This is a genomic window from Brakhagea slesvicensis (assembly GCF_052161625.1).
GTDB lineage: Bacteria > Planctomycetota > Planctomycetia > Pirellulales > Pirellulaceae > JBKCUI01.
The window spans coordinates 5,755,153-5,781,488 of record NZ_CP197412.1 but is presented as its reverse complement, the minus strand read 5'-3'; the positions used below and the strand labels follow the sequence as shown (position 1 = coordinate 5,781,488).

At 54.0% G+C, this 26,336-nt stretch carries 18 protein-coding genes and 1 tRNA gene; 7 read left to right on the top strand and 12 right to left on the bottom strand.

The features are described from left to right. Window positions 1-27: 27 nt before the first annotated feature. Window positions 28-501 carry an Hsp20/alpha crystallin family protein gene (locus SH467x_RS21855; protein WP_482369211.1) on the bottom strand — a complete coding sequence of 158 codons (474 nt, stop codon included), beginning with the start codon at window positions 499-501 and terminating at the stop codon, window positions 28-30. Between the two features lie 267 nt (window positions 502-768). Next, the gene (locus tag SH467x_RS21850) at window positions 769-1,575 is read right to left on the bottom strand and encodes a PP2C family protein-serine/threonine phosphatase (protein WP_482369210.1); all 807 of its coding nucleotides are present in this window, start codon (window positions 1,573-1,575) and stop codon (window positions 769-771) included. A gap of 551 nt (window positions 1,576-2,126) precedes the next feature. On the opposite strand from SH467x_RS21850, the gene SH467x_RS21845 reads away from it, so the two are divergent. Beyond that, window positions 2,127-2,516, top strand: a complete 390-nt coding sequence (locus SH467x_RS21845; protein WP_482369209.1) for a GxxExxY protein — start codon at window positions 2,127-2,129, stop codon at window positions 2,514-2,516. Here SH467x_RS21845 and SH467x_RS21840 read toward each other — a convergent pair. From SH467x_RS21840 to SH467x_RS21825, 4 genes are read right to left on the bottom strand one after another with little or no spacing between them, the layout of a single operon-like run. After that, window positions 2,442-3,122 carry a hypothetical protein gene (locus SH467x_RS21840; RefSeq protein ID WP_482371417.1) on the bottom strand — a complete coding sequence of 227 codons (681 nt, stop codon included), beginning with the start codon at window positions 3,120-3,122 and terminating at the stop codon, window positions 2,442-2,444. The two genes, SH467x_RS21845 and SH467x_RS21840, sit on opposite strands and share 75 nt — an antisense overlap. A gap of 4 nt (window positions 3,123-3,126) precedes the next feature. Beyond that, on the bottom strand, window positions 3,127-4,842 hold the full coding sequence (locus SH467x_RS21835) for an arylsulfatase (RefSeq protein ID WP_482369208.1): 1,716 nt from the start codon (window positions 4,840-4,842) through the stop codon (window positions 3,127-3,129). 39 nt (window positions 4,843-4,881) lie between these two features. After that, a complete protein-coding gene (locus SH467x_RS21830) occupies window positions 4,882-6,168 on the bottom strand; it encodes a dihydroorotase (protein ID WP_482369207.1) in 1,287 nt (428 codons plus the stop codon). A 50-nt stretch (window positions 6,169-6,218) separates the two neighbouring features. After that, the gene (locus tag SH467x_RS21825) at window positions 6,219-7,229 is read right to left on the bottom strand and encodes an aspartate carbamoyltransferase catalytic subunit (protein WP_482369206.1); all 1,011 of its coding nucleotides are present in this window, start codon (window positions 7,227-7,229) and stop codon (window positions 6,219-6,221) included. A gap of 252 nt (window positions 7,230-7,481) precedes the next feature. Here SH467x_RS21825 and SH467x_RS21820 point away from each other — a divergent pair, with 252 nt between their 5' ends. Together SH467x_RS21820 and SH467x_RS21815 are read left to right on the top strand one after the other, a co-directional pair. Further along, window positions 7,482-12,257, top strand: coding sequence for an outer membrane protein assembly factor BamB family protein (locus SH467x_RS21820; protein WP_482369205.1), 4,776 nt, complete (start codon window positions 7,482-7,484; stop codon window positions 12,255-12,257). Between the two features lie 3 nt (window positions 12,258-12,260). After that, the gene (locus tag SH467x_RS21815) at window positions 12,261-13,976 is read left to right on the top strand and encodes an ABC1 kinase family protein (protein WP_482369204.1); all 1,716 of its coding nucleotides are present in this window, start codon (window positions 12,261-12,263) and stop codon (window positions 13,974-13,976) included. Window positions 13,977-14,013: 37 nt separating this feature from the next. Here SH467x_RS21815 and SH467x_RS21810 read toward each other — a convergent pair whose 3' ends face one another. Then, entirely contained in the window at window positions 14,014-14,916 is a 903-nt protein-coding gene (locus SH467x_RS21810; RefSeq protein WP_482369203.1) for a transglutaminase family protein, read from the bottom strand. A gap of 8 nt (window positions 14,917-14,924) precedes the next feature. Further along, window positions 14,925-17,489, bottom strand: a complete 2,565-nt coding sequence (locus SH467x_RS21805; RefSeq protein WP_482369202.1) for a circularly permuted type 2 ATP-grasp protein — start codon at window positions 17,487-17,489, stop codon at window positions 14,925-14,927. Between the two features lie 252 nt (window positions 17,490-17,741). Here SH467x_RS21805 and SH467x_RS21800 point away from each other — a divergent pair, with 252 nt between their 5' ends. Continuing rightward, the gene (locus SH467x_RS21800; protein WP_482369201.1) at window positions 17,742-17,897 is read left to right on the top strand and encodes a hypothetical protein; all 156 of its coding nucleotides are present in this window, start codon (window positions 17,742-17,744) and stop codon (window positions 17,895-17,897) included. Window positions 17,898-18,677: 780 nt separating this feature from the next. Here the strand turns inward: SH467x_RS21800 and SH467x_RS21795 are convergent. Further along, complete coding sequence (locus SH467x_RS21795) at window positions 18,678-19,787, bottom strand: transposase (RefSeq protein WP_482368902.1); 1,110 nt, start codon at window positions 19,785-19,787, stop codon at window positions 18,678-18,680. A gap of 276 nt (window positions 19,788-20,063) precedes the next feature. After that, a complete protein-coding gene (locus tag SH467x_RS21790) occupies window positions 20,064-20,675 on the bottom strand; it encodes a sigma-70 family RNA polymerase sigma factor (RefSeq protein ID WP_482369200.1) in 612 nt (203 codons plus the stop codon). Between the two features lie 28 nt (window positions 20,676-20,703). On the opposite strand from SH467x_RS21790, the gene SH467x_RS21785 reads away from it, so the two are divergent. Further along, window positions 20,704-22,599 carry a peptide MFS transporter gene (locus SH467x_RS21785; protein ID WP_482369199.1) on the top strand — a complete coding sequence of 632 codons (1,896 nt, stop codon included), beginning with the start codon at window positions 20,704-20,706 and terminating at the stop codon, window positions 22,597-22,599. A 43-nt stretch (window positions 22,600-22,642) separates the two neighbouring features. Next, window positions 22,643-24,880, top strand: a complete 2,238-nt coding sequence (locus SH467x_RS21780) for an OPT family oligopeptide transporter (protein ID WP_482369198.1) — start codon at window positions 22,643-22,645, stop codon at window positions 24,878-24,880. A gap of 131 nt (window positions 24,881-25,011) precedes the next feature. Here the strand turns inward: SH467x_RS21780 and SH467x_RS21775 are convergent. Continuing rightward, a tRNA-Asp gene (locus tag SH467x_RS21775) sits at window positions 25,012-25,085 on the bottom strand. 146 nt (window positions 25,086-25,231) lie between these two features. Continuing rightward, window positions 25,232-25,846, bottom strand: a complete 615-nt coding sequence (locus SH467x_RS21770; protein ID WP_482369197.1) for a thermonuclease family protein — start codon at window positions 25,844-25,846, stop codon at window positions 25,232-25,234. A 179-nt stretch (window positions 25,847-26,025) separates the two neighbouring features. On the opposite strand from SH467x_RS21770, the gene SH467x_RS21765 reads away from it, so the two are divergent. Continuing rightward, entirely contained in the window at window positions 26,026-26,298 is a 273-nt protein-coding gene (locus tag SH467x_RS21765; RefSeq protein WP_482369196.1) for an acylphosphatase, read from the top strand. Window positions 26,299-26,336 lie beyond the last annotated feature (38 nt).

Below are 26,336 nucleotides of genomic sequence, written 5' to 3'. Positions count from 1 at the left end.
TCGCTCCCGATGGCGAGAGGACGCATACTATTTGATCTCCACCTTGCGCGGTTGCACCTCCGGTCGCTTGGCGATCTGGATGTGCAACACACCATCGGTGAAGGTCGCTTCGATCGTTTCAGGCGAATAGGTTTCGCCCACAGCAATTTTTTGTTTGTACAGGCCATAGTGCAGACTGTTGTGCCAAGATTTGTGTTCACCCAAGTCCGGGGCCTTGCGATCGGCTTCCAGAACCAATGTTCCGTTCTCAAAGGTCAGCGAAATGGCTTCTTTGCCTACGCCAGGCAAATCGACGGCAATGTGCAACCGCTCGTCTTTTTCCCAAACGTGGGTCGGAACGCGCAAGGCTCGAACATGCCCCTCGGAACGACCGTTCTCACTATCTCGCCCCCGCTGCGTTCCGAAAAACTGATCGAACAATCCGTCGAAATCTCGGCCTACAACAGCCAACGTCTCAGGCGAAAACGAACGAGCCATACCACCATTCAAAAAATTCGACATGACTTGCTTCTCCTCGTTAGACGGAAAGACAACACACTGGAACTCCTGACGCCCCCGCATGTCAGAGAGTGGCAGTCAAGACCAATGAGATTCCCAGTAATGCAACGAGCGTGCCAATTGCATCAAGCGTCCCACTTCCAAGACGCGGAGCAAACGGCTTCACCGAAGAACACGGCTTCACCGAAGAACACGGATTCACCGAAGAACAGGATGGGACGGAGAGAATTCGGGACGGCAGGAATTCGGGACGGCAGGAAGCCGAGGTGATTAGACGCGACGAACGCAGACGACGCTCAAATCGTCCGGCTTGGAAGGCTCGTCGGAATCGGTCCGCATCCGACTCCGTGCGTCGGCCGTCAAGGAATGGAGAGAACCGGCCAATCGGCCTTTTCGAATCCTCTCGACGACTTCTTCGACCGTCAGATTGTCGAACAAGCCATCGCTTGCAATGACTAATGTGTCTTTGACTCCCATCTCGATGCGAGGACCCATCTCGATCCGCATCCGAGGATCGCCGACCACGTTCGAAACAAGATGGCGGTCTTCATGGTGCATCGCTTGGTTCGGCTCTAAAAAACCAGCTTCGACAGCGAAACCTACCGGCGAGTGGCAAATCGACTGGTAGCGAACGCGCCCGCGGTTGGTCGCGAGCAAGATGGTCGAATCTCCGACGTGGTACGTACGGATCCAGCCTTGATGGAATTCGGCGACGGCAATAGTGCACGCAGCGCCAATCTTCAAGTCTTGTACGGTGTGGTTGGCTAGCTCGATTCCGTCAAGGATCGCGGTGCGAAGCTGCTGAGGATTGTCACGACACAACGCCACGGAATCCGCAAGACATCGCAAGGTAAGGGAAGCGGCCACTTCCCCGCCACGCATCCCGCCGCAACCATCTGCTATGGCGAAAACCGCTGTTTCCTCGTCGAGAGGAAGTATCGCTACGGCATCTTCGTTCGGGGTGATTTTGTTAGGAGAACGCTCGGAGAACGCGGACGCAATCCAACACGAGCGGGCCAGCGAAGTCACTTCGCCGCTCTCTTGCTCGAATAGAAAATGGGAATCGCGTGCAATCATCGTTTCCGAGAACCTTCGTGATGGGGTCGTTGGCCTCAAATGTAACGGTCCGAACCGGACAGACGACCCTTTCTTGAACATTTCCGTCCAAACGCTGCCCCGCCCAGTCCAATCCCGACCAGTCCTACCGATTATAACACCAACCTTGGCTTCTGGCTTGCGGGAAGCCGTATGCGGAGGTGTTTCTCGCAACGGCTTGGCTTTCGAAATGCACGTTGTTTCTCGCAACGGCGCCAAGACGCAAAGGGGAAGAAGATGAATGGGAGTTGAAACCCGTATTCTCCCGTCGTTGCGAGCGTTGCGCCTTGGCACGCGACTCTTCTTCATGCACGTTGTTTCTCGCAACGGCGCCAAGTCGCAAAGGGAAAGAAGATGAATGGGAGTTGAAACCCGTATTCTCCTGTCGTTGCGAGCGTTGCGCCTTGGCGCGCCCCTTCTTCATTCGATCCGATTTCTCGCAAGGGGGGGAGATTTGGTTCAGACTATGCTACTGTGATCCATTCTCTGTGAGTTTCTGATTTCGAAAACGCCTTACGTGAAGTGCAACGCCCATGCATGAAAACGACGTCGCTCGCATTATTATAGATGTAGCCTTTGATATCCATCGAATGCTTGGACCTGGGTTACTCGAGTCTGTTTACGAAGCCGTGATGGTCCATGAACTTCGAAAGCGAGGATTGTCTGTAAGGAATCAAATTCCAATTGCCGTAACATGGGACAACCAAAAGCTTGATATAGGTTTTCGAGCCGACCTAATTGTCGAGAATCTAGTCATCGTAGAATTGAAGTCGATTGAGACGATTTTGCCAGTACATAAGAAGATCGTTTTGACCTATCTCAAAATTGCAGACCGGCGGTTGGGCTTGTTAATCAACTTCGGAATGGAACTCCTCAAGGATGGCATCACGAGAGTAGTGAATCGACTTGATTATCCTAACTGAAACTGCCCACTTTTTATGAGTCCTGTTTCTCGCAACGGCGCCAAGTCGCAAAGGGGAAGAAGATGAATGGGAGTTGAAACCCGGATCCTCCCGTCGTTGCGAGCATTGCGCCTTGGCGCGCCCCTCTTCTACATGCACGTTGTCTCTCGCAACGGCGCCAAGTCGCAAAGGGGAAGCAGATGAATGGGAGTTGAAACCTGGATTCTCCCGTCGTTGCGAGCATTGCGCCTTGGCGCGCCCCTCTTCTACATGCACGTTGTCTCTCGCAACGGCGCCAAGTCGCAAAGGGGAAGCAGATGAATGGGAGTTGAAACCCGGATCCTCCCGTCGTTGCGAGCGTTGCGCCTTGGCGCGCCCCTCTTCTACATGCACGTTGTCTCTCGCAACGGCGCCAAGTCGCAAAGGGGAAGCAGATGAATGGGAGTTGAAACCCGTATTCTCCCGTCGTTGCGAGCGTTGCGCCTTGGCGCGCCACTCTTCTTCATGCACGTTGTTTCTCGCAACGGCGCCAAGTCGCAAAGGGGAAGAAGATGAATGGGAGTTGAAACCCGGATTCTCCCGTCGTTGCGAGCGTTGCGCCTTGGCGCGCCCCTCTTCTGCTTTCACTAGACTACTTCGGTGACTTCAGCGGCCAAGGGGCCACATTGGCTCGCTTTGCGTAGGACTCGTAAAGGGCACGCAATTCCGCGACCTTCGCCGGTTGCTCTTTCGCAAGATTGTTGGCTTCGATCCGATCTGACTCGATGTCGTAGAGCTCCCAAGGTTCGCCATGCTTGGCAACCAGTTTCCATTTGCCAGAGCGTACAGCTCGATTGCCTTCGTGCTCCCAGTAAAGCGCCTCTCTCTCGACTTGCTTTCCTTCGAACACAGGCCTCAGTGAAAGGCCCTCCAAGGGAATCGACTGGCTTGGGACCTTTGCACCAGCAAGATCAACCAGCGTAGCCGCAATGTCGATAAGATGACCGGGATCCTTCGCTATGGAGCCCGGCTTCTGAATCCCCTTTGGCCAACAGGCAATCAGCGGTGTGCTAATCCCTCCTTCATGAACCCAGTGCTTGTATTCTCGGAAAGGAGTATTGCTGACGTTTGCCCAACCTTCGCCATACGCAATGTAAGTATCGGCAGGGCCTGGCATCGCTTTGGGACCCATCCGTACCGGATATCCATCGCGAGTTTGGTCAGGGACGCTACCCGCTGCCGCAAATTCGGTCGGCTTCATCGGAGGGAGTGTCGGCGAAGCAGGTCGTGAGATGTTGGGATGTTTTGGATTGCCAATTCGCCCCATCCCTTCCGCACATCCTCCATTGTCTTGCAAGTAAAGGATTACGGTGTTCTCTGAAATTTCCTGGCGTTCAAGCTCTTTTCGGATGCGACCGATTCCTTGATCCATTCGATCGACCATCGCGGCGTAAACCTCCATGCACGCGATCTCCCATTCGCGATGCTCCACCGAGGACCAATCCTTCGAGGCTGGTGCAAGCCCTTGTTCGGCATTCAGCACTCCGAGTTGGCCACCCTTTTGCAGTCGTTTCTTGCGTATCGCTTCATACCCTTCGTCATACACGCCTCGGTACTTCTCAATGTCTTCGTGGAGAGCGTGCATCGGCCAATGGGCTGCCGTGTAGGCGACATACAAGAAAAAAGGCTTCTCCTGATTCCCCTCACGGTGATCGCGGATGTATCGGATCGCATGATCGGAAATGGCGTCGGTGTAGTAATACGACTCCGGTTTATACTCTTCGTCGGCGAAGGGAGAAATCATCGTGTTATCGCGAACCAATGAGGAAGGATCAAAGAAGCTGCCTGCACCGTGAATGGTGCCATAAAAGCGATCGAATCCCCGGTTCACAGGCCAATTGTGCTTCGGTCCTGCTTCCCCCGCATGCCGTGTCACATGCCATTTCCCCACCGCATAATTTGCATAGCCAGCGGGTTGAAGCAACTCGGCGATGGTGCGGCATTGGGCATTCAAGTTTCCTTGGTAGCCCGGCAACCCACGGTCCTCCATCATATGCCCAATGCCGGCCTGATGTGGATAAAGACCTGTCAACAAACTGGCGCGGGTTGGACAGCATCGTGCGGTGTTGTAGAACTGTGTGAAGCGAATCCCTTCCCGAGCCAATGAATCGAGATGAGGCGTTCGAATCTCACCTCCGTAGCAACCGAGATCGCTGTAGCCCATATCATCGGCGAGGATCACGATGAAATTGGGACGTGAATCTGGCGACTCTTTAGCCGCACCAGTGGCTGCCGCCGAGAGAATAAATCCAACTGTCAAGCAAAGATGATGGCAAACGGATGCACCGGAGAGGAGGTGTCGAATCATAGCGATAATAGTTGGGTTGCAGGAAAAGATCGGAGACTCTCAAGCTTGATAGCGTAGTCGACCACCGACAAACGTGTGGGTCACCGCGCCGTAAAGATCAGCGCCATCGAGGGGGGTGTTGTAAGATCGGCTTTTCAAATTGGATGCGTTTACCCGCCATAGGCGATCGGGATCGATAAGGATTGCATCGGCCGGCTTGCCGATTTCCAAGCTGCCGCTGGGAAGTCCGAGCAGTTTGGAGGGATTCCAGCTCATCTTCGCGAGCGCTTGTGGCCAACTGAGGATACCAGGGCGAATCAAGAACGTCACGACTTCAGCGAGAGCCGTTTCCAATGCGATCATTCCGAACGGGGCATCGTTGATTTCGAGCATCTTCTTTTCGAGCGAGCAAGGCTTGTGGCCGCTGCTGATGATATCGATCGTGCCATCCGCCAGTCCTTCCAAACAAGCTTCGACATGGTCGCGCGAACGGAATGGGGGATTCACCTTGCAATTGGCATCGAAGGAACGGAGCGCTTCATCGGTGAAGTGAAGGTTGGCAACGTAGCTTCCCGCCGTGAACTGAATACCACGCGACTTGGCCCTCCGACAGAGCTCCACGCTGCCAGAGGTACTGATGCTGGTAAGGTGGAGACGTCCACCGGTTGCTTCAATCAATCGCAAGTCGCGCGAGGTGGCTAAATCCTCTGCTTCGGCAGGCATCGGGGCGAGGCCAAGCTTGAGTTGTTCCAGTCCTTCATGCATCACCCCACCCCGAGAGATCGACGCGATTTCAGGGTGATCGAACACAACGCGATCGAACATCAGGCAGTACTCCAAGGCGCGTCGAAGCAGGCCAGTGTTCTCAATCGGGTTCGGGCCGTCGTAAAGTGCGACTGCCCCTGCATCCACCAGAGAACCGATCTCTGCAAGCGATTCGCCTTTTCGTTCCTTGCTCACACAGCCGAGGGCATACACACGGCAATGATCGGCTCTGCTCCCCTTTTGATGAATGAATTCGACGCTCGCTGCGGAGTCGATCGGCGGAAGTGTGTTGGACGAAAGAGCGACAGACGTATAGCCTCCAGCCAGTGCGGCGAGAGTTCCTGATTGTATGGTCTCATCCTCTTCGCGGCCCGGTTCGCCAAACTCGGTCCCCAAGTCCACCAATCCAGGAGCGACGATGCAATCTCGAGCATCGAGTCGCTGAACATGGGTAGGAACATCGCCATCCAAAGTGTCGACACCAGCAAAACGGCCATCGAGGATCAAAAGCCTTCCCACTCGATCCATCCCGTTGCTAGGGTCGATCAAGCGTGCGTTCTCAATGAGCCAAGAGGATTCCATGGGGTTGTTGCTCGAAGGTGAAGGAAATTGTTACGGAAGGGGTGCGAACACTAAGTCACATCCTGCTTCACAGCAGAGTTGAGGCCTCCGAGGAGGAGCCAAAGAGTTGCCATGCGTACAGCGATGCCATTGGTGACTTGCTCTAGGATCACCGAATGTGGGCCATCGGCTACTTCGGGGGTCAATTCCACTCCCCGATTGATAGGTCCTGGCGCCATGATGAGGATATCGCTCTTGCTGCGCTGAATGCGTTCGTTGTTCATCGCGTAAAGCAGCATGTACTCGTGCACCGAAGGAAATGGCCTAATGGCTTGGCGTTCGAATTGAATACGCAGCAAATTCAAGACGTCGCATCGGGGCAATATTTTGTCCAAGTCGTAAGCGACTTCCACACCGAGCTTCTCCCAGTTCTTTGAAACGAGTGTCGCGGGGCCGCACACAATCACTTTGGCCCCGAGTTTCAAAAGGCCCCATATGTTGGACCGAGCCGTACGAGAGTGGGCGATATCGCCGACGAGCGCGACCGTAAGGCCTGCGAGAGACCCTCGGTGTTGTCGGATCGTTAGCAAATCCAAAAGGCCCTGGGTGGGGTGTTCATGTGGACCGTCCCCTGCGTTCACAATGCTGCACTTCAAATGATTCGCGAGCATGTGGGGAGTTCCCGGGGAGCTGTGCCGTACCACGACGGCATCGACGAGCATCGCTTCGATTGTCTTGGCCGTGTCAATAAAGGTCTCTCCTTTGGCGACGCTGGAGCCGCTCGAGGAGAATTCGACCGTATCGGCACCCAAGCGTTTCGCGGCGAGCGAGAAGCTATTCCGCGTGCGTGTACTGTTTTCAAAAAACAAGTTCGCGATGGTTCGACCTTTCAACAGATCGAGCTTCGTCCGGCCTTGATTGGTCGCTCCGTGCAACGCTTCAGCGAAGTCGAGAATGAGCGTGATTTCATCGGCCGTCAGATGTTCCAGACCCAGCAAGTGTTTGTGAGACCAGTGGGGAGGAATTTTCGGTAGAGCAAGCGATCGAGGGGGCGGGAGTGTCAATGCGGATTCGCTCGACATGGAGAGAGTTCCAATCGTGACGCTGGGGCTAGGCGGAAGGTAACCGATACCAACCCATTTTCCGACCCGATTGTATGCTGAATGCGACCGCTTGAACACGCCATTCATCGTCCGTACGGCTGGTTGCATCCCCGCATCGGCTAGGATAGGATGCAACCGCAAGATTTGCAGTGTTTTGTGCCTGATTGGCTCAATCGACTCCCTGACAAATCGCTTAGAACTACTTGCCTCAGGCAAAGGTAATCAACAGCCATGGATGCTCGATTGCGGCTCGCTTTTCTCGTCGGTCTAACGACTTGGATCGGTGGAACTCTCAATTGCGACTTGAGCCTCGCCCAGTTCGCGCGCCCCAGATCCCAGCAAGTGGATTCGACGTGGATGCCCCCATCCCGGGAGGTTCTCACTCTCCTGGAGGAGGCTCGCGGGCATGTGGCTGCATCGCGTTGGTCCGAAGCAACTTTGGCAATCGGTCAATTGCTGGGTATTGATTCGGATTCCTCCAACGAAGAATTCGGTATCGATTACTTCCTCGAGTCCAACACGGCTCCCAATCCACCTCGCGACCCTCGCTTTGGGCGGATAACCCAAGGAAACTTGTTCGCGATCCTTTACGAATTGGTCGATCAGTTACCCGACGAAGCGATGGATATCTTGGACGTTCGACATGGCGTCGAAGCAAAAAAGGCTTTGGATGATGCCGTTGCCCTTGGCGATTGGGATCGCATTGAACGTCTGTCCACGCGACTGGGATTTCTCCCTGTTGGTCAGGACGCCACGCTGCTCGTTGCGCAGCGAGCGTTGGGGCAAGGGGATGCGAGCAAAGGGGCGTTCATGCTTTCGCAGTTGCTGAAGCAGCGTCGTGCGCTCGCTCGCTTCGGTGCAGCCCTTGGCATCCTCGGCGCCGAAGCGCAACTACTTGCAGGGGATCGTGAAGAAGCGGAACGTCTCTTGCGATTGGTTGCCGCCCAAAACACGTCTTATCGAGTTGATTGGTTTGGGCAGGCCTTGAATTGGGATGCTGCGACGCTGGACAACGATATTTCCAAGATTCTGGAGAAGCTTTCTGCCAAAGTGACTTCTCAATCATTGAAGAAAATGGATCGGGTTGTCTCTCAGCCCTCGCTCGTTGGCGGGAACACCCGTCGGAATAGCGATACGCGTGCAGGAGTCCCTCTTCCCATTCTGCAGTGGCATGCCGAACTGCACGAGTCGAGCCAGCAAAAGGAGGAGTTGTTGTCGACGTTGAAGGGACAAGCCGGAATGCCGATCGAGCAAGCTGGTACGACGATTCCTTCGAGGATGCCGATTTCCGTCGGGCGATCGATCATTACTTCGACGTTTGATCAACGAATCGTCGCTTTGGATTTGCAAACGGGCCTGCTCCAGTGGGAATGCGTCTACACGGGAATGCCTCTTGGTTTCTCTATGGAGAACATCCCGACGCGTGGATCGATCGGATCGGAATACGGAGTTCCCGAGTACTTGGCAAAGCGGGTTTGGGGAGAGGCCACAATCGGTCACTTGGCGAGCGATGGGGAGCGGGTGTATGGAGTGAGCGAATTGCCCAGCGTCGATGTCTCCGAGGCTTATGCCCTAGGGCCTAACGCACGTTTCGCGAGGCAGTTGGGAATCAAGACCTACAATGTGCTGCAATGCTGGAGTGTGCCAGAGGAGGGCAAACTGCTATGGGAAGTAGGAGGAGTGAAGAGCGAAACCGAGCCGGCGCTTGTTAACATCCTCTTCTTAGGCCCACCGTTGCCCTACCGAGGAGAACTGTTAATTCTCGGTGAACTGAACGGAGAAGTCGCATTGTTTTCTCTCGCTCCCGATTCTGGGAAAGTCCTCTGGCGCCAACCTCTCGTGGTGAACAATGGTGCCGTCATTGCGAACGACACGATGCGCCGAAGCATTGGGGCGACACCCTCAGCAGACGGTAATTTGATAGTTTGCCCGACGTTATCGGGCCATCTGGTTGCGTTTGATCTTCACACCCGATCCCTGCAATGGGGGCTAGCCTATCGCTCGAAAGTAAGTACGGCGGGGGCGATGACGGGCACCTTTGGTGGGATGGAATTGGGAGTTTTCGAACCATTCGATTCCCGATCGGTCGATTTGGCTCCACTGATCGCCGAAGGTGTTGCACTTTATGCTCCTCCCGACGGATTCGGCGTCTATGCCATCGAGCTTCAAACAGGGGAACGGAGATGGCACGCCCTCGATTCTCAGGACCGAAAGATTAGATATGTCGGATGCGTCGCGGAACAAACCGCAATCATCGTCTGTCAGAATGCGGTTTACGGGTTGGATTTGCAAACTGGTGAGCCGAAGTGGGAGCCTATCGGACTTCCAGAAGGGGCACAAGTGGTCGGGCGCGGGTTGCGCAACGGCAGCCGTTTTTATATCCCTACCTCGGCTCAAACCATCGAGGGACTCGATATCGTCACTGGTAAGTGGGTATCCAGCACTCGGCTCGAACAGATGCCAGGTAATTTGGTGAACGTCAACAATAAGCTCCTGTCGTTAACTCCTACGGAGCTCGATTGCTATTCTATCCAGGACTTGCTGCGGGAAGAGGTCAAGCAGGAATTGGCTCAGGCATCGATTTCGTTGGATTCCTTGATGAAACGAGGAGAACTGGCGCTGGCGGATGGACGTGTGGAGGAAGCGATGGATTTGCTTGAAAAGGCTTACCAGATGGATCCACAAGACCAAGATGTTTGGTTGCGATTGCGCAAGGCGTCGACGACAGCGTTGATGAACGATTTCGAAAAGTACTCTTCGAGGGTTTCGGCTTACAAAATCGGGTTGGAGTTTGACTTTGTCTTTCTTCGAACACTTGTTCAAGGTCTCCAGCAAAAAGGACTCTACGATCAAGTACTACTGAAACTGATCGAACTTTCTGATGCTAGAACAAGTAGGAGACACGATCAATCCGGGGGAAATGAGTTCTTTCAGCCGACACCGCTATTGTCCGTACAGGAGGATCGTTGGATCGAAACCCAAGTCGAAAGGGCGTTGAAGGAAATTGGTGATTGGCAATCGAAACCAGATCTTGTCGCGGCCCTCGAGAGCCAAGTAGCCAAGATTCCGAAGCTCCAACCCAATCTGCAACGAGTGAAGCTCAAGCATTTCAGGTCGGTTGCTCTAGTCTCCAAGGTGCGTGTCCGGTTGGCTGAGGAGCTCCTCGAAGAAGGAAACTTGCTCGACGCTGAAGAACTTGCCATCGAAGCATTCGCGAGCGAGCCGATCGCTAATTGGATCCAGATCGATTCCGGAGCCGCCGAAGTGCTGGCCAAAGTCTATGCGGCGTCGTTTCGCATGGATTTGGTCGAAAAGATCCTTCCTTCGGCTTCGACGGATGAGGTGACCCAGGTCCGGGCTAGAGTAGAGGAATGGTATCGGATTTGGGCGGAGCGTGGAAACGAGGTATACCCTCAAGCGATTGCGAATCGCTTTTTCAACGCGATCCCAACCAACGAGTGGCCAAAGGGGAAAGTAGAGGGGAACGTCAATGCGTCGCAAGAGATGATGCAGCTGCAAGGCTTTGCGGATTCCACCCTTCCATGTCGAGTGCAAGGTGTGGTCGGAGAGACCCTGCAGAACTGGGACTTCACCTATTCCACGAGTAGTGGAAACGTCATTTTGCGAAACCGATTGAACGGGTTCAGTAGCGCAGCTCGGACTCAGTCATTTACTTTGGCGCAAGGAGTTGTTCAGGCGTTTGCGATCGATGGAAAGTTGATTCTTGAAAATAATAGAACATTGGTTGCCGTGGACGCCCTAAAGAGACCGGCGATCGATAGCGAGAATGAGATTTGGCATCGCTACTTCGAAGGTTCGGTGCCAGTTGTAGAGCGAGGGCGGGCTCGGCAAGTGGTTGAAGCCACCTACTGGGGATTGCCTGTCGCGAATAAGTCGTTTCGAGTGATCGGAGGCGGGCGGTTCGGATTGCTGGTGATCGATGAAGATCAGTTGATGTGTTTGGACCCCAAGACGGGTGATACGATTTGGAAGCAAGTTGGGTTTCAAGGAGCCCACTTTGCACTCGACGGGAATGTGCTTTACGGAGCATTGCCTACCCGGAAACTGCTCAAGATGGACGTTCGAAGCGGCCAAACGCTGGCGAGCGAAAATTTCTCCGGAGCCCATCCCTACACATTGGCAGTTGGCAAGCATCTGCTTTACGCGAATGAACAGAAACGCCAGGTGACGTTGGTAGATCCAAAGGATGGAGCGACTGTTTTGGATCGAACGTTCTCGGCTGATACCGCGATCGCGCTGGCTCCCAATGGACTTGGGCTCGTGACGCTCGACAACGCGGGAACCATTTTCTATTGGAATTTCCAATCGGGCAAAGAGCATCAGCACCGAATTGAAAAGCAGGATGATTTGCTCGACTTGCGAGATTCTTTCGACGCGAAGGGGACAACGCTTTCTGTGCATCCGTTTGAAGACAAGCTAATCGTGTTGCCCTACAACAAAATGTACACGTATGCACGACCGGAGATTTATCCCTCGGAAGGAGATAGCGCCTTTGCGCGGGTCAGTGGTTCGGTATTCGCGATTGATGCATCCGATGGGAAGCCTGTTTGGGAGAAGGCCGTTCCTGTGATGCAGTATGGTTTCCCCTTACATCAATCGAAGAACAATTGTCCAGGGCTCTTTTTTGTCCGACGAATTGTCCTGCCGCGAGTGAACGATGGACGAGCCGCCGAGATGGTCTGCGTCGCAGTCGTCGACGTCCGGACCGGGAAGATACTTTTCGAACAAGACGACGTTGTTGGGGCGCACCAACCTCAATTTTCCCAGACGGTGGTTCCAGAGCTCAGGATGGTTCGCTGTACCTATGGTGGTGTTGAGTTTATGTTCAAATGGACAGACCAGGAGCACGAGCTATCTCCGGATCGGATCGGCCAAAAGAATATGTCCGAGTACGCTGCCAAAGTCGAGGAAATGCTCAAGTCGCGTAAAGAAGAGAAACGCGTTCCTGCACCTAGGATCGAAGTACAGCCCGTTCCCAAGCCCTAATACATGCGACTTACTTCCTTACCTCGCTATTACCGTAATCTGCGGCGTTGGCAAGAGATCATCGTTGTGCTGCGGCGCTATGGATTGGCCGATTGGCTAAGCCGATTGCGAGTGGATTTTATTCGCGATTGGTTGAAGGATGACGACGGGGTTCCTCTGTCCAGTTATTCTCGATCGGCTCGGGTTCGCATGGCCCTCACCGATTTGGGACCGACGTTTATTAAGTTGGGACAAGTCCTGTCGCTCCGCCCTGATTTGGTCGGTTCCGATCTTGCGAAGGAGCTTACATTGCTTCAGACGCAAGTACCTGCAGATCCTTTCGATGTCGTTCGTCAGATCGTTGAAAAGGAACTTGGGCAACCGCTCGAAGAGATCTTTCTCCGATTCGAGGAAACATCGATCGCATCGGCGTCGATTGGTCAGGTGCACGAAGCTGTTCTACGCGATGGTACGCGTGTGGTTGTCAAAGTACAGCATGCGGATATTCAAAAGACCGTTAGCGAAGACTTAGAGGTCCTTTGCGGTTTGGCTACGATGGCGGAGAAGATCCCGGAGTTGGCTGCGTGGCAACCTCGCACGATTGTGGAGCAGTTATCCCGATCTTTACGTCGCGAATTGAGTTTTCAGAGGGAGTTGCTCAATCTACAAGTTTTCCAACGTCTTCTCTCGGATAAGCCCGGGATACGTGTTCCGAGGGGGTTTGCCAAGCAATCCTCCTCCATGGTTCTCACGATGGAGAAGCTGGACGGGGAGTCAATTCACTCGATTGCCGAAGATACGCAAGAGGGGGTCGGGCAGCGAGTAGAAATTGCGAGGCGTGTTGCGGATCTGTATGTCGACAGCATATTTGTGATGGGGCTGTACCATGCCGATCCCCATCCAGGAAATATCCTCATCTTGCCCAATGGCGATGTCGGATTGCTGGATTTCGGAATGGTAGGAAGAATTGACGATACCTTGCGAGGGAATATCGAAGAGATGCTCTTCGCCGTGGTAAGTCAAGATTCCGCTTTGCTTACTTCATTGATCAAGCGTGCGGGAAAGATCCCCGCGAGCATCGACGAGTCGCTCTTATCCAATGACGTTGCGGACTTGATTGCCCACTACGCAACACAGTCCATTGAGACGCTTGATTTCGCTGCGGCATTGCACGACGCGACGGATATATTGCACCGCCATCGTATCACGCTGCCAAGTCAAATGAGTATTTTGATCAAGACATTGATTACGTTGCAGGGGACGATCAGCCAACTGAGTCCTGGATTCAGTATTTTGGAAACCGTGCAGCCGAAGCTTGGTTCTCTTCGCCGCAATCGTTATTCACCTTGGCGACAGGCGAGAAGGATGAGGCGATTGTACGTCGAGATCGAGGGTTTGGTGGAGAGGATGCCTTCTCAAATCAGCGCGCTAATGGAATTGATACAGGAGGGAAAACTCGACGTGCAGTTGTCCCACCGCGGGTTGAGCCCTTCGATCAATCGCCTTGTGCTGGGGTTGCTAACGAGTTCGCTCTTGCTGGGGTCTTCAATACTTATGGCCTCGAAGGTCCCTCCCTTGTTATTCACCCAACGAGGGCCATTGGGTTTGCAAGATTTGTCGCTGCTCGGACTGATCGGGTTTCTCGTCTCTTCTCTGGTTGCGTTTCGAATTCTGTTGGCCATCAATAAGTCGGGGCATCTCGATGCCGAATCAGACGATCATTTCGACCATTACAAGTAGGCAGGATGGTTGCGAAGAGGCGCCGTGATTATTCCCGCTAGAGCGGCGTAGAGGATGGGGAGATGGGCGCCACATCGACGCTAACTTCCAGCCGGGTAAGGCCTCCTCCGATGAGCAAACCAGCGATTGGCGCGACATCGGCGTAATCGGCACCCCAAGCCACGGTGATGTGTTCATTCCTTGGGATTGCGTTATTGGTGGGATCGAAATCGATCCAGCCGAAGTCTGCGAAATAGACGCTCAGCCACGCGTGGGAGGCATCCGCGCCGACCAACTTCGTTTGGCCAGGAGCCGGGTGGGTGAGGAGATAACCGCTTACGTACCGTGCGGCCAAACCGATTGACCGGAGACAAGCGATTTGTAGGTGCGCAAAGTCTTGGCAGACTCCTTGTTTAGTACGGAGTACTTCACGAGGTGTTGTTGAGACCAAGGTGGAGTTAGGAACATATTGGAAATCTTCGTAGATGCGTTGTGTGAGGTCGGTAACAGCATCTAAAAGGGAGTTGTGGGAGTGGAAGCTCGGCCAAGCGAAATCGGAAAACGCGGATTCGGATTGGATGTATGTTGAGTCGAAGCAGAACTCTTGAGCCCGTCTATCCTCATCGGTTTGGGGTTGGTGGAGTCGATGGCGAATGGATTGGTAGGAAACAGACTCTGCCCCATTCCAGCAAGGCACGGAGCGAGTGACGATTGATTCCGCTTCAACCAACATAGATTGATGTTGCAATTCGATACTGAAGAACTCGGCTCGATTTCCGTACGGATCATGCCTTGGACGTCGGATCGAAGGGGAAGGAGAAATTTCGATGCGAGATCTTTCGACGGACTGATACGTGATTTCGCGAGGGCTCAGGTGCATCGTGTTGTGACAGAGCAAGGCTGGGCTCGAATACTCATACAAGGTACGATGTAGGATACAGTAGCGGATGGGTTCAATCATGATTGGAACTATTGATTGGCGGCATCTTCCAAATGACGAACCGAAACGGTATGGGTTAAAAACCGTTGCGAGAGGAAGTCAACGAGTTCATTGAGACTGTTGGTGAGCTGATTCAAAAGATCTTGCAAGTGGATGCGTTTTGGATAGGGGCTATCCGGAGCCGTGACCTCGATGGATAGCGAATCAGCATCGAAGAGTCGCATCATGCCACGAGCATCCATCATGGCCCTTCGCATCCGTGTGATATCGACCTTGCTAGCGCTGGTAAGACCTTCCAAGTTTTCGACGAGCTTGACAAACTGAAAAGCAATACTGCGTGGATTGGAGGGATCGAATAACAGCAAGTCCAGTGTGGGAGCAACTTCGTAGTTCATCAGGTATCGGTATCGATACGTCATGGAACTATCGCAAATCTCCAATAGAGACTCGATAAGGGGACTGATGGGACGACCGCCAGGTACCAACAAAAATTCCAGCAATCGGATCAGGCCATAGGCTCGTTCGATACGCCGGCCTATTTCGAGAAAGAGCCAACCGGGTCCTCGAGTCATATTCTCCGAAATCAGCCCCGCGAAGGCTGAGAGGAGGGTTGTCATTTGGTTTAGAAATACGCCAGCATCTCCAAGCTTTTCACGACGATCCACCCATGGCATCAAGTAATCCATGTCGAGTTTGCTGAGCAGTTGCCATGAGTCGAAGCTAAGCCGGTCGCGAATGATTTCTGCATTTTGTCGAATTCCAAGCATCGCTCCGTGGAGGGACATGGGCCGATCTGCTTGGTAGAGAAACTGCAAGACTTCTCGCCTCATTTCCTCAACGTGGCTGCTCGCATCCGGCGGAGGGATTTCAGACAGCGTTCCTTCACTTGACGAAAGTGCATAGACAACTTGCCAGTGAAAACCGAGCAATTCTGGTTCGATTTCTCCTGCCAGTTGCGAAACGCATAGTCGCGCGTGGCGCGCCATACCTTCGGTCCGTTCGGTTCCACGCCCGAGCCAGAACAAATGTTCTGCAACACGACTGGGGAGATCCATAGCGCTTCGTCGAACCTCAGTGATGGTTCGATTGGATGAAAGGAGCGTGACCGGTTTTACTTTGTTGGAGGAAAGGACCCATACATCTTTGCTCATCAAACCTGCGATGAGGCTTTCCGATACCTTGTCTTCTCGATCGGCAACTCGAGCGATACCGCCTGGCATCACATCGAATCCTGATTTCGTAGCCGATGCAAAGAGTCGAAGAACGGTAGGCCAAGCGACGACTCGATTCCCATGCCAAGTGGGAGCATAGCTTGGGCGAGGTGCTTCCACGGCAACGAAGCTCCAAGGTTTCGATTGCAGCATCTCTTGGAATCGTTTCCGTTCCGTATCGCCGGCCCGATGAAAATACCAATCCGAGCTAGAGTGTCTGACGAACGCATCTCGAAATGCGAATCGTTCGATGTCTTGCAGAACAAAATCTAGATTCTTCGGGTCACCACACCAGTGCATCGGCGTGTTTTGAAGCAGAAGTTCTTCGCCGAGAACTGCTTGGCACAATTCAGGTAAAAGTGCTGTCAAAGCAGGCGATTCTGCCCAGCCACTTCCAAGCTGATTTGCCACACGAACTTGTTTGTCACGGACGGCTTGGCACAAACCTGCGATACCGGCTGAACTTTGAGAGTTGAGTTCCAATGGGTCGCAATCGATATCGGGTATTCGGCGAAGTATCGAGTCGACGCTTACTAGACCCCCAAGTGTCTTTAGGTAGACATCGCCTCCGCGAACGGTCAAGTCGCTGGTTTGGGTAAGGGTGTACCCCAAATAGCGAGCCAAGTAAGCATCTTCAAAGAATGTTTGGCTGGCGACGCCTGGGCTGAGCAGAACATTTCGAGCCGACTTTGGTGTTTTGAAGTACTCTGGTGCATTGAGTTGTTCTCGAAGGCCCGCGAAGAAGCTGGCAAGTCGCATGACATTCATCGACCGGAAATCTGACTCGAGCACGCGTGAGATGGCAAGACGGTTTTCAACGGCTAGGCCACCCCCGCTAGGGCCTTGGGTGCGGTCGGCCAAGACGCGCCAGACTCCGTCAGGTTCGCGAACGACCTGGCAAGCGTACAAGTAGAGTATGCGTTCGCCTGGGGTCGCATTGCGCATGGCTCGGAGGTAGCTTTTCGTGCCGAAAACAACCTCGGGAGGAATGAAGCCGTTGGCGAGTAGTTGTTGACTGCCATAGATATCTTGCAAGATGTAGTCGAGCAGTCTCACCCGTTGTTCCACGCCGCGCGCCAGCGTTTGCCACTGAGCTTCGGGGATCACGTAAGGAATAGGGTCCAACTCCCAGATCCGGGACGCATCGGTCTTAGTCAATTGGCCTGTGGATGCAGAAGGATTGTCGCGAAGGGATCGCTTGATCGTCTGCCAGCGTAGATAGAGCTCTGCACCATTGAGACGGGGATTTATGCCAAGCAGCGACCGGTAGTGCTCCTGCACGAAGCCGTCCTGGAGCAATTCATCGTACCGCGAAGCAGGGCAGCGGTACGACGGAAATAATTCGGTGATCGGGTGCGGAGCAAGTTGTGATGGATCTGGCATTCTGTCCTTTGTCGCCGAGGCAAATTCCCTTTCGGAATTCCAATCGTAATGCGGAACTCTTGCGGCGGAAAGATATTGAACCCCCAATTTGCGGGCACCCCCGCCAGCGAATGGCTGAACCATCTGACGTTATAAACGGTGTAATCTGTCCTGTCGTCCGACTGTGACAGCCAAGAACAGCCCTTTAGGGGCGTAAGATTCTCACTTGAGGCGGAAGCTTGAGCTACGGTTCTCAGAAAGGGGAACGAGATCATGGCCAATATTATCAGCTTTGTCAGTGGAATTTTGGAGGGATTGTGGAAGGGGATCTCCTACAGCGTGGAGCACATGACCGTAACGCAGTGGGGAATTCTAGGTACAGCCTCCGTAGTCGTTGGATTCATGCTCCTGCGGACGCAGCGATTCTGAAGAGTTCTTGCATTCAACCAGGACTTCTATTTTCGATAGCGAACCGGTTGCAGATCCGCTCCAAGCCAGTTTCTTGGATTTCCAACAAACAAACGAACAAACGACGTCGTGACGCAACCGACATCGACGCAACGGCTCCGAAGACTGTCACCATCTCTTCCGAAGGTCTCCAACCCCAACAGACCCCAACCCCACCCAACATCCCCCCTCCTATTGGGGACACTCCCTAAGAAACCATACTGGGGACACTCCCTAATGTTCATACGAAGCCCCAGTACCGGAAGAAGAGCAAGACACGAATGCGGACGAGCCGCTCCCCAAAGAATCGTCTACTCAAACCAACGGTGCAGCCAGCAATAAATTTACCAGCGACGACACCCCGACTCTGGACTACTAACCCCCGCCTCGCGCCCCCCCCGCCGCCTGCACCGCTTCAAATATTCAAGATCAAACACTAGTGAGTGTCCCCAGCACTGGGGACACTCATCAGAATCTGGGGACACTCACCAGGGGTGGGGGTGGCCCCCCGGAGGAGGGGGGTGGGGGCGGGTTTTGAGGGGCGCTTGGGGGATTGGAGGCCGAAGAGGGGCGAAAAACGGGTTTTGGGGCCGTTTCTGGTCAGGCGGCGCGCAGCGAGAACCCTCGTGCGGGGGAGGTCCGCACGGAATGCTAAGAAGAAGGGGGATTGAGGGATGCTGATTCCGGTCAACGTCGACGGCACGCGGCAAATTGCGTCGCTGGAAGCGTCGACAACCCGCCTGCGGACTGAATGACCTGCCGCTAGGTACGACCTTGGTATTGCGGACAGTAATACTGCCGCTTCGTAACGAGCGTCCTGGCTTCCTTCATGCTACGCACTCCGCCGGCCGCTAAAGAGAACATCCGGCTGAACTGGGTCGTGTAATCGATCCAGCGCGCTGGATCCATGTTCAACCTCTCTAACACCGGGGGTACCTCCTCCGGTGTGAAGCCTTTCTTCCCTTCCTTGATGATCCGGGCGGTTGCATCCAACAGCTGGATGTAGCTCATCGAAGATAGGGGAACCACTCCCTTGTCACTGCACCGCTTCTGCGTCTTGCTCGGCTTGCTCCCCGCACTCCCTTTCTCATCCACCAGCTCGATCGGCGCTAAGTACGCGTCGGGCAGCCGACGCTGCCACAAGACTGGATCTTCGCCTGACGAGCTGGATTGCTGGGACCCTCCCTCCTGCAAAGCCTCCGGTGGCGGAACCTCCGTTCCTAGCACTTGCGTGAGCGCGGCGATCCGCTTGGCTACCGACGTGTGCTGGGAGCCCTCCAGCGTCTTGGTAACCTGGGCTCGGATGGGATTCAAATCGACATAGCTCATGCAGCCCAAGATGGCCTCGTCATCGAGCAACCTCATCGACTTGAACCGGCCATTGAAGAACCGGCCGGTCTCTTGGAGCTCCATATTGGCTCGCTTGGCCACCCGCTGGCAAAGGATGCGCATCCACCACGAGATATCGCTGAGCCGGAGCCGGATCTCTTTGACCTTCTCTGGCTTGGTGCGGATGGCGTCAAGCTCCTTCTGGTTCGGCTCCGCCGGACTCTTGTCTTTGTTCTTTCTCTTGGGACACATCAACATCCAGCGCCTGGCGACTTCGGTGTCGTCCCACTCTTGGACTATGTCGGGGCGGGAGCGCAAGACCGAGTGGAAGTGATTGCTCATGATGGCATGACCTAAGACGTCGATGCCAAAGTACTGGGCCTGTTCCTCGATTTGCTTGGTAATCCAGAGACAGCGATGGCTGTAATCTTTGCGGGTCAGAGCATCATCGCCTAGCAAGTAGTACTTGCGAACAATGGTGGCGATGGTGTGGACGGTCGCGACTTCATCGGGACGGTAGATATCGGCGCGGGCGGTGCGCATGATCTGAATTCCTTGGGCGAAAGGGAAAACATCGGCAAAACAAGGGGCGATTCATTCGGATTGCCGTGCACGATCCTGTGCGAGCAATCTATTGGAGCGTCTCGAGATCCCACCTACAAGAGTGGGGAAGAGGTGCCAGCAGGAAATTTTTCGGAACCAAACACTGGGGACACTCAAGCGTATTGGGGACACTCACCAGGACTGGGCAAAAAACTGGGGACACTCACGCGTACGGGGGACACTCACGCGTACTGGGGACACTCACGAGGGGAGGGGTTAGGCAGGGTCGGACATTTCCTCTCGGAGGGTCCTCAAACCTCGCTTGAGCAAACCGGCCACCGCCATCTCCGATTTGGACATGTGATCTGATATCTGTTTCAATGACAATCCCTCCAGATAACGAAGGCGGATCGCTTGCCGCTGTGTTTCGGGGATCTTTTCCAAATGAAGCGCTAGTACTGCGGCAGCTTCATTTCTCATCACGCGTTGGCTAGGCGTGGAGGTCTCTGATGGGACGATGTCGGCCATCCCCAAGGAACTTCCCCCTGACTCGGAAGAAAAGGCGATACGAGTCTCCAAACGAGCCGAGCGTTTTTGCGTGGCTAAGTGCTGTTGGTGGGCGGTATGTACGTTGTTTCGGAGAATATTTCGCAGCCATGCAAGCAAGGAGTCTACATTTTCGCCCCGGAAAGCACCGAAGTCGCGGGACGCCTCGAGAAACGTCGTTTGCACGACATCAGAAAAATCTAATCGACCACGAAGTCGGTCGTCCAGATGACGCTGAGCAAGAACGTTGAGGTACGGACGAAATTGCTCCAACAGCTCCCCTTTGGCCTTCTCGTCTCCGTCTCGAGCTCGATTCAACATGTCTTGTGCACTGAACAACATAGTCGGCTCATTATAGCGAATCGCTGCGATGACTCGAAGACAAATTCCTTTGGACCAGTTTCACTTCCCCGATCCCACATTTCATGATGTTTCGGTTACTATACGTCCTCTCCTCTCACGATGGGATTCGAGACGCAAGGTATTGGACGAAGGGATCGATATGTCGACGGAAGATAAGAACGAGATTTTTGGCCATCCGCCCGGATTGTTCCTCCTGTTCTTCACCGAGATGTGGGAGCGATTTAGTTACTATGGAATGCGTGCCTTGCTGGTTCTCTTCTTGGTAAGCCAGATAGCCGATGGCGGTTGGGCTTGGTCGCGCCAAGATTCTCTCAATCTCTATGCACTCTATACAGGTCTCGTTTATCTAACCCCTATCTTGGGCGGGTTGATCGCAGACAAAATCCTCGGCTATCGAATGGCCGTCGTCCTCGGGGCATTTTTGATGACCCTCGGCCATGCTTCGATGGCTTTGGAGACGGTATCAACTTTCTACACGGGCCTTGGACTACTAATCGTCGGTAACGGATTGTTTAAACCGAATATCTCATCGATTGTGGGACAGCTCTACGCAGACCGCCAAGAGAAAAAGGATGGTGCGTACACGATTTTCTACATGGGGATCAATTCCGGAGCTTTCCTCGGAATCCTCCTGTGTGGATATACCGGAGAGAAGGTGGGCTGGTCGTACGGTTTCGGTTTGGCCGGAATCTTTATGGGGCTTGGCATGATCATGTTTTATCTCGGTGCAAAGCTCTTTGGCGAAATCGGAAAACGAGCCAATGCTGCGACCAAACTCACTGAGAAAGCAACAGAGGATACGCCCCCCAATGTGGTGACCGATCGACTGATTGTGATCGGGATCCTGTCGTTCTTTACCATCTTCTTTTGGATGGCGTTTGAGCAAGCGGGCGGTTCGATGACGATCTTCGCCAAAGATTACACGGCTCGAATCCTAAGTGGCGGATACGCAACTGCGTTCTTCTGGTCGAACACCGCCCTCACCGTGATTCCACTCGCGATCGTGACTTTTGTTCTGGCCAAACTGATTCGGGCAACCTTCCACAAAATTCCAGGCTCGAATATCAGCATCGCCATCAGCTTTGTGATCGTTTGGGGAATCGCACTCTGGATGCTGAACAAAGAGTTCAACATGAAGGCCTATGTGGTTTCGTTCGACGTCCCTGTCGCGACTGAAAACGCGACGGACGGTGCAGCGCCCGCCATGAAAACCGTCGAGCGAACGATTCAGTGGGATATGCCACTCGTTGCAGAGCAAACGATCTATCTTCTTGATCGGGAAGCCAAAGGTGGCGATGGAAAGCTCAAGGTCATCACGGCTGAAGAGGCTGATAGGTTTGAAGGAAAATTGATCGGCAAAGTGGTTCGTGAAAAACAAAATGAAACCGAAGTCCCCGCTTCCTGGTTCGGAATTCTCAACTCGTTCTTCATTATCACTTTTGCTCCATTGCTCAGCCGTATCTGGGAAAGCCCCCTCAATCCGTCCGCACCGGTAAAATTCGGGCTCGGATTGGTGCTGCTGGGATTGGGATTCGGTGTGTTGGCTTTGGGTAGCATGGGGATTGAACGCGAAGCCAAGACGGCTGCAATTAGCATGTGGTGGTTGATTTTCGCGTACTTGCTACACACGCTCGGCGAACTTTGCGTCTCCCCGGTTGGGCTCTCGTACGTTAGCAAATTGGCACCCGCCAAACTGGTTGGCTTGATGTTCGGAATCTGGTTCATCGCAACCGCCGTCGCGAACTATTTAGCTGGTTGGACAGGGGGCTATATCGACCCAATCTCTGAGAAATACGGTTTAACGGTCTTCTTTTTGATCTACACCCTCATCCCTGTTTTGTCGGGACTGATCATCTGGGGATTGACTCCTAAGATCAAGAAGATGATGCACGGTATCGACTGATCGGTTTGAGGATCCTTTTCCAGAGTACGCCGGCGACTTCCATATGAGCAACGCGAACGAGAAGCCGTTCAAGCCCTTCATTGGTGACGAAGAGCAGATTCCTGAGTTGACTTGGTTTCCGGTCATCATGGGGGCTCTTCTTGGCATCGTCTTTGGTGCATCGTCGATGTACTTGGTCCTCAAGGTTGGACTAACCGTATCCGCCTCCATCCCGGTTGCGGTTCTTTCGATCACGTTGTTCCGCGGGCTATCCAATTGGACTGGGTTGCGTCCTGCAACCATCTTGGAAAATAACATCGTTCAAACGACGGGATCTGCGGGTGAATCGCTCGCCTTTGCCGTCGGTTTGATCATGCCCGCGTTGCTTCTCCTCGGGTTTGATATCGATGCGGTCCGTGTGATGACGGTGAGCGTCTTTGGTGGGTTGCTTGGGATTCTCATGATGATCCCGCTTCGCCAAGCATTTATCGTCAAGCAGCACGGAACGCTTTCCTTCCCCGAAGGAAAGGCTTGCGCAGAAGTTCTTTTGGCCGGCGAGAAAGGGGGGGCCACCGCCTCCATGGTCTTCTCTGGCTTCGGGCTCGGTTTCCTTTACCAGATCGGCATGCAAGCGTTTCATCTTTGGCGCGATGTAGCCAGCTTTGCTTTGCACAGCGTCGATGCTGCTGGGAAAGTGGTCGGCCTCAAGGGGGCCACGCTCAGTATGGAGCTATCTCCCTCTCTATTGGGAGTCGGATACATCATCGGACCGAAGATTGCCAACATCATGGTGGCCGGCGGCGTGTTGGCTTACCTGGTCATCAGTCCCCTCATCGTTTTCTTCGGTAGCGAACTTGAACAACCGCTTGCGCCTGGGACTATCCCTATCAGCCAAATGGAAGACGGAGACGTTCGAAACGCGTACATCCTCTACATCGGGGCGGGAGCAGTCGCAGCCGGGGGCATCATCAGTATGCTGAAGGCACTGCCAGTGATCTTCGGTGCCATCGTCACCAGCTTCCGCGATCTCACGTCGTCCCAAGGCGCCAATTCCCCCGGAACTCGGAGGACAGATCGAGATCTTCCTCTGCCAATGGTGTTGGTGGGCAGTTTGATGTTGGTGATCGGTCTGATGGCCATTCCGCAATTGGGGCTGGGGTTCGGGTTTACTGGTATAGCCGGCGCGATCATGATCGTCGTGTTCAGTTTTCTTTTCGTCACCGTTTCGTCTCGATTGACGGGCGAGATCGGCTCTTCCTCCAATCCCATTTCAGGAATGACGGTCGCAACCCTTCTTTTGACTTGTTTGATCTTGCTCCTGATGGATTCGACCGGGCTTGCTTCGGTCAGCAAGGAGATCAAGCTCACGGCGCTCACGATTGCGGGAGTGGTGTGCGTCGCGGCTTCGAACGGGGGTAGCACCGCACAGGCTTTGAAGGTGGGGCATCTTCTCGGTGCAACGCCTCGTTCGCAGCAGATCGGGATACTGGTCGGTGCTCTTACTTCGGCGATGGTCGTAGGGTTGGTCCTCATCGCCATGAACGAAGCGAACTCGACTTATAGCAAAAAGTCGGTGGAGCGTTTTTCTGAAGTTCGAATCGATACCACGGGACTTGCGAAGGATCGTGTTCGGTCGGGAGCCTACTCGGACGATTCGAAAGAGTACTTCGTGTTGAACATCGGTCGTGCCGAGGTGGATAAGCCACTTCCACCGGGCCGCTATTTGATCGACGACAGCGGACGCCCCATCTATCTGGTCGATCCCGCGATCAATGGTGTGTTGGAAGAAACGGACGCGGGGGAGAAGACTAGCAAATTCGAAGCACCCAAGACGGTCCTCATGCAGCTCATCATCGATGGGATTTTGGATCGCCGACTGCCCTGGGGGTTGGTAATGATCGGTGTACTCATCGCAGTAACACTCGAACTCAGCGGGGTTCCTAGCCTTCCATTCGCCGTCGGCGTTTATCTTCCTCTCGAGGCATCGACGCCAATCTTTGTCGGGGGCCTGGTCCGGTTGGCAGTGGATCGCTGGCAAGGGAATCGGGCGGGATCGGAAGATGATTCTGGTCCTGCAGTCTTGCTAAGCTCTGGCTACATCGCGGGTGGGGCTATTGCGGCCGTATTGATTTCGTTTACGAATTTCTACGAAGGGTTCCTCAATGCAATCGATCTGCAGTCGTTCGTTCCGAGCGGCCCAATTCCTGGCTTGGTAGCCTTCGGCGTTCTCGTTGTCATCCTGCTGGCCGTAGGGTCGAAGAAGCGTACCCTGCCTACTCCAGAGACGGAAGTCCCCAAGTAGAGGGCGCATGCCGACCGATTACGGAGGCGGCGGCTAGCCTGGCGACTCATTGGTCGTCTCAGGCCCTTTCTTCGTCTCAAGTGCGTCAATAAAAAAAGCCTTGGGAGTATTCCCAAGGCTTATTTTGTAAGCGAGGTCGACGGGTCTCGAACCCGCAACCTCCGGATCGACAGTCCGGTGCTCTAACCAATTGAGCTACGACCCCTTACATGCGGAGGATTATAGCCCTAGGTTCGGTCGCTGCAAGCGTACTTAAGGAGTTCCTGGTGCGTTTTTTTATCGACCGCGATCGTGGAGGTTCCAGTTGTTCCGACCGAACAAATTGGTTGGATTAGGCAGGTGAAAAGATGTCTATTTCGAGGACGGTGGGTCGCCCGATTTCGGCGCGTTTCCATCGGCAGAAGCGGGGCGATCGGGGGTTTTGTTCTCGCGACGGTAATCCCAAGGAGCCTTTGGGGTTGGTGCCGCCCACAGACCGAGCTTTTTCGATTTCGCTATCTCTTCGATCGTCGCTAGTTCTTTCGACTGGTTGTAGCGTTTGAAGTGCCAAGCCATCCCCAAGCGAAGCATCTCCGAGTTGATATGTGTTTTGTTTCTGGCTGTGACTTGCGCGAGCAAACGGCCGTAGTTGTCCTTGGCCGTCCAAGTCACTGTGACCACCGAGTCGACTGGAAGTAATTTAGCCAGGGCTTCTTTTGATTCTGGTCCAAAGGGTTGAACAAGCTCGGGTGCGTCGATCCCCTCGATTTGCAATTCCATAGAGACCGGCTGCGGCTTGCGAAGTTCGACGACGGAGACCGAATCCCCATCGATTACCTTCTGGATGACGACCGAGGTCGTCTTCCCTTTTTCATCTTTGGTTGGCTCGTTGGACAGTGGCTTCGAATCCTGAGCGGTACAGAATCCAGCGGTCGCGGCGAGGAGCGGGAAGGCAGCCCAAGGTCGCGGTGAGAGAAAAAAGGACATGATGTTTTCCGTTTTCGGAGAGATCGTATTTCCGGAGAGCCATGCGCGGGGATCATTGGCGATGCGTTCGATCGCCGTGTGCAATATAACGGTTTGGCAAAGTCGACGTGCAGCAAGCGTCGGCGCACATTCGCTAATTTTTGATGAATCATTTTCCCCGTAGATTGCAGGGTAAAAGAATGGCTCGCCGGGTGACGTGTTTTGTTTCGGGCAGAGTGCAAGGAGTTGGGTTTCGATTTCACACGAAGGAAACCGCCAAGAAGTTTCAGGTGGTAGGATCCGTCCAGAATTTGGAGGATGGTCGCGTCAAGATCGTTGCGGAGGGTGAGCTTTCAGAAGTCGAGCGGTTTCTTGATGCTGTCGAGAATCCAATGGCTGGAAATGTGACGCGCTCCGAGCGATTTGAAAGCGAAGCCTCGGGTGAATTCAACACGTTTGCACCTATCTGGTAAACTGAACTGGAACCCTTTGCATCGCCCACCGATCAGCC

Coding starts and splice junctions, on each gene's coding strand:
- SH467x_RS21855 (WP_482369211.1), bottom strand. CDS start 501: ATGTCGAATTTTTTGAATGGTGGTATGGCTCGTTCGTTTTCGCCTGAG.
- SH467x_RS21850 (WP_482369210.1), bottom strand. CDS start 1,575: ATGATTGCACGCGATTCCCATTTTCTATTCGAGCAAGAGAGCGGCGAA.
- SH467x_RS21845 (WP_482369209.1), top strand. CDS start 2,127: ATGCATGAAAACGACGTCGCTCGCATTATTATAGATGTAGCCTTTGAT.
- SH467x_RS21835 (WP_482369208.1), bottom strand. CDS start 4,842: ATGATTCGACACCTCCTCTCCGGTGCATCCGTTTGCCATCATCTTTGC.
- SH467x_RS21830 (WP_482369207.1), bottom strand. CDS start 6,168: ATGGAATCCTCTTGGCTCATTGAGAACGCACGCTTGATCGACCCTAGC.
- SH467x_RS21825 (WP_482369206.1), bottom strand. CDS start 7,229: ATGTCGAGCGAATCCGCATTGACACTCCCGCCCCCTCGATCGCTTGCT.
- SH467x_RS21820 (WP_482369205.1), top strand. CDS start 7,482: ATGGATGCTCGATTGCGGCTCGCTTTTCTCGTCGGTCTAACGACTTGG.
- SH467x_RS21815 (WP_482369204.1), top strand. CDS start 12,261: ATGCGACTTACTTCCTTACCTCGCTATTACCGTAATCTGCGGCGTTGG.
- SH467x_RS21810 (WP_482369203.1), bottom strand. CDS start 14,916: ATGATTGAACCCATCCGCTACTGTATCCTACATCGTACCTTGTATGAG.
- SH467x_RS21805 (WP_482369202.1), bottom strand. CDS start 17,489: ATGCCAGATCCATCACAACTTGCTCCGCACCCGATCACCGAATTATTT.
- SH467x_RS21800 (WP_482369201.1), top strand. CDS start 17,742: ATGGCCAATATTATCAGCTTTGTCAGTGGAATTTTGGAGGGATTGTGG.
- SH467x_RS21795 (WP_482368902.1), bottom strand. CDS start 19,787: ATGCGCACCGCCCGCGCCGATATCTACCGTCCCGATGAAGTCGCGACC.
- SH467x_RS21790 (WP_482369200.1), bottom strand. CDS start 20,675: ATGTTGTTCAGTGCACAAGACATGTTGAATCGAGCTCGAGACGGAGAC.
- SH467x_RS21785 (WP_482369199.1), top strand. CDS start 20,704: ATGACTCGAAGACAAATTCCTTTGGACCAGTTTCACTTCCCCGATCCC.
- SH467x_RS21780 (WP_482369198.1), top strand. CDS start 22,643: ATGAGCAACGCGAACGAGAAGCCGTTCAAGCCCTTCATTGGTGACGAA.
- SH467x_RS21770 (WP_482369197.1), bottom strand. CDS start 25,846: ATGTCCTTTTTTCTCTCACCGCGACCTTGGGCTGCCTTCCCGCTCCTC.
- SH467x_RS21765 (WP_482369196.1), top strand. CDS start 26,026: ATGGCTCGCCGGGTGACGTGTTTTGTTTCGGGCAGAGTGCAAGGAGTT.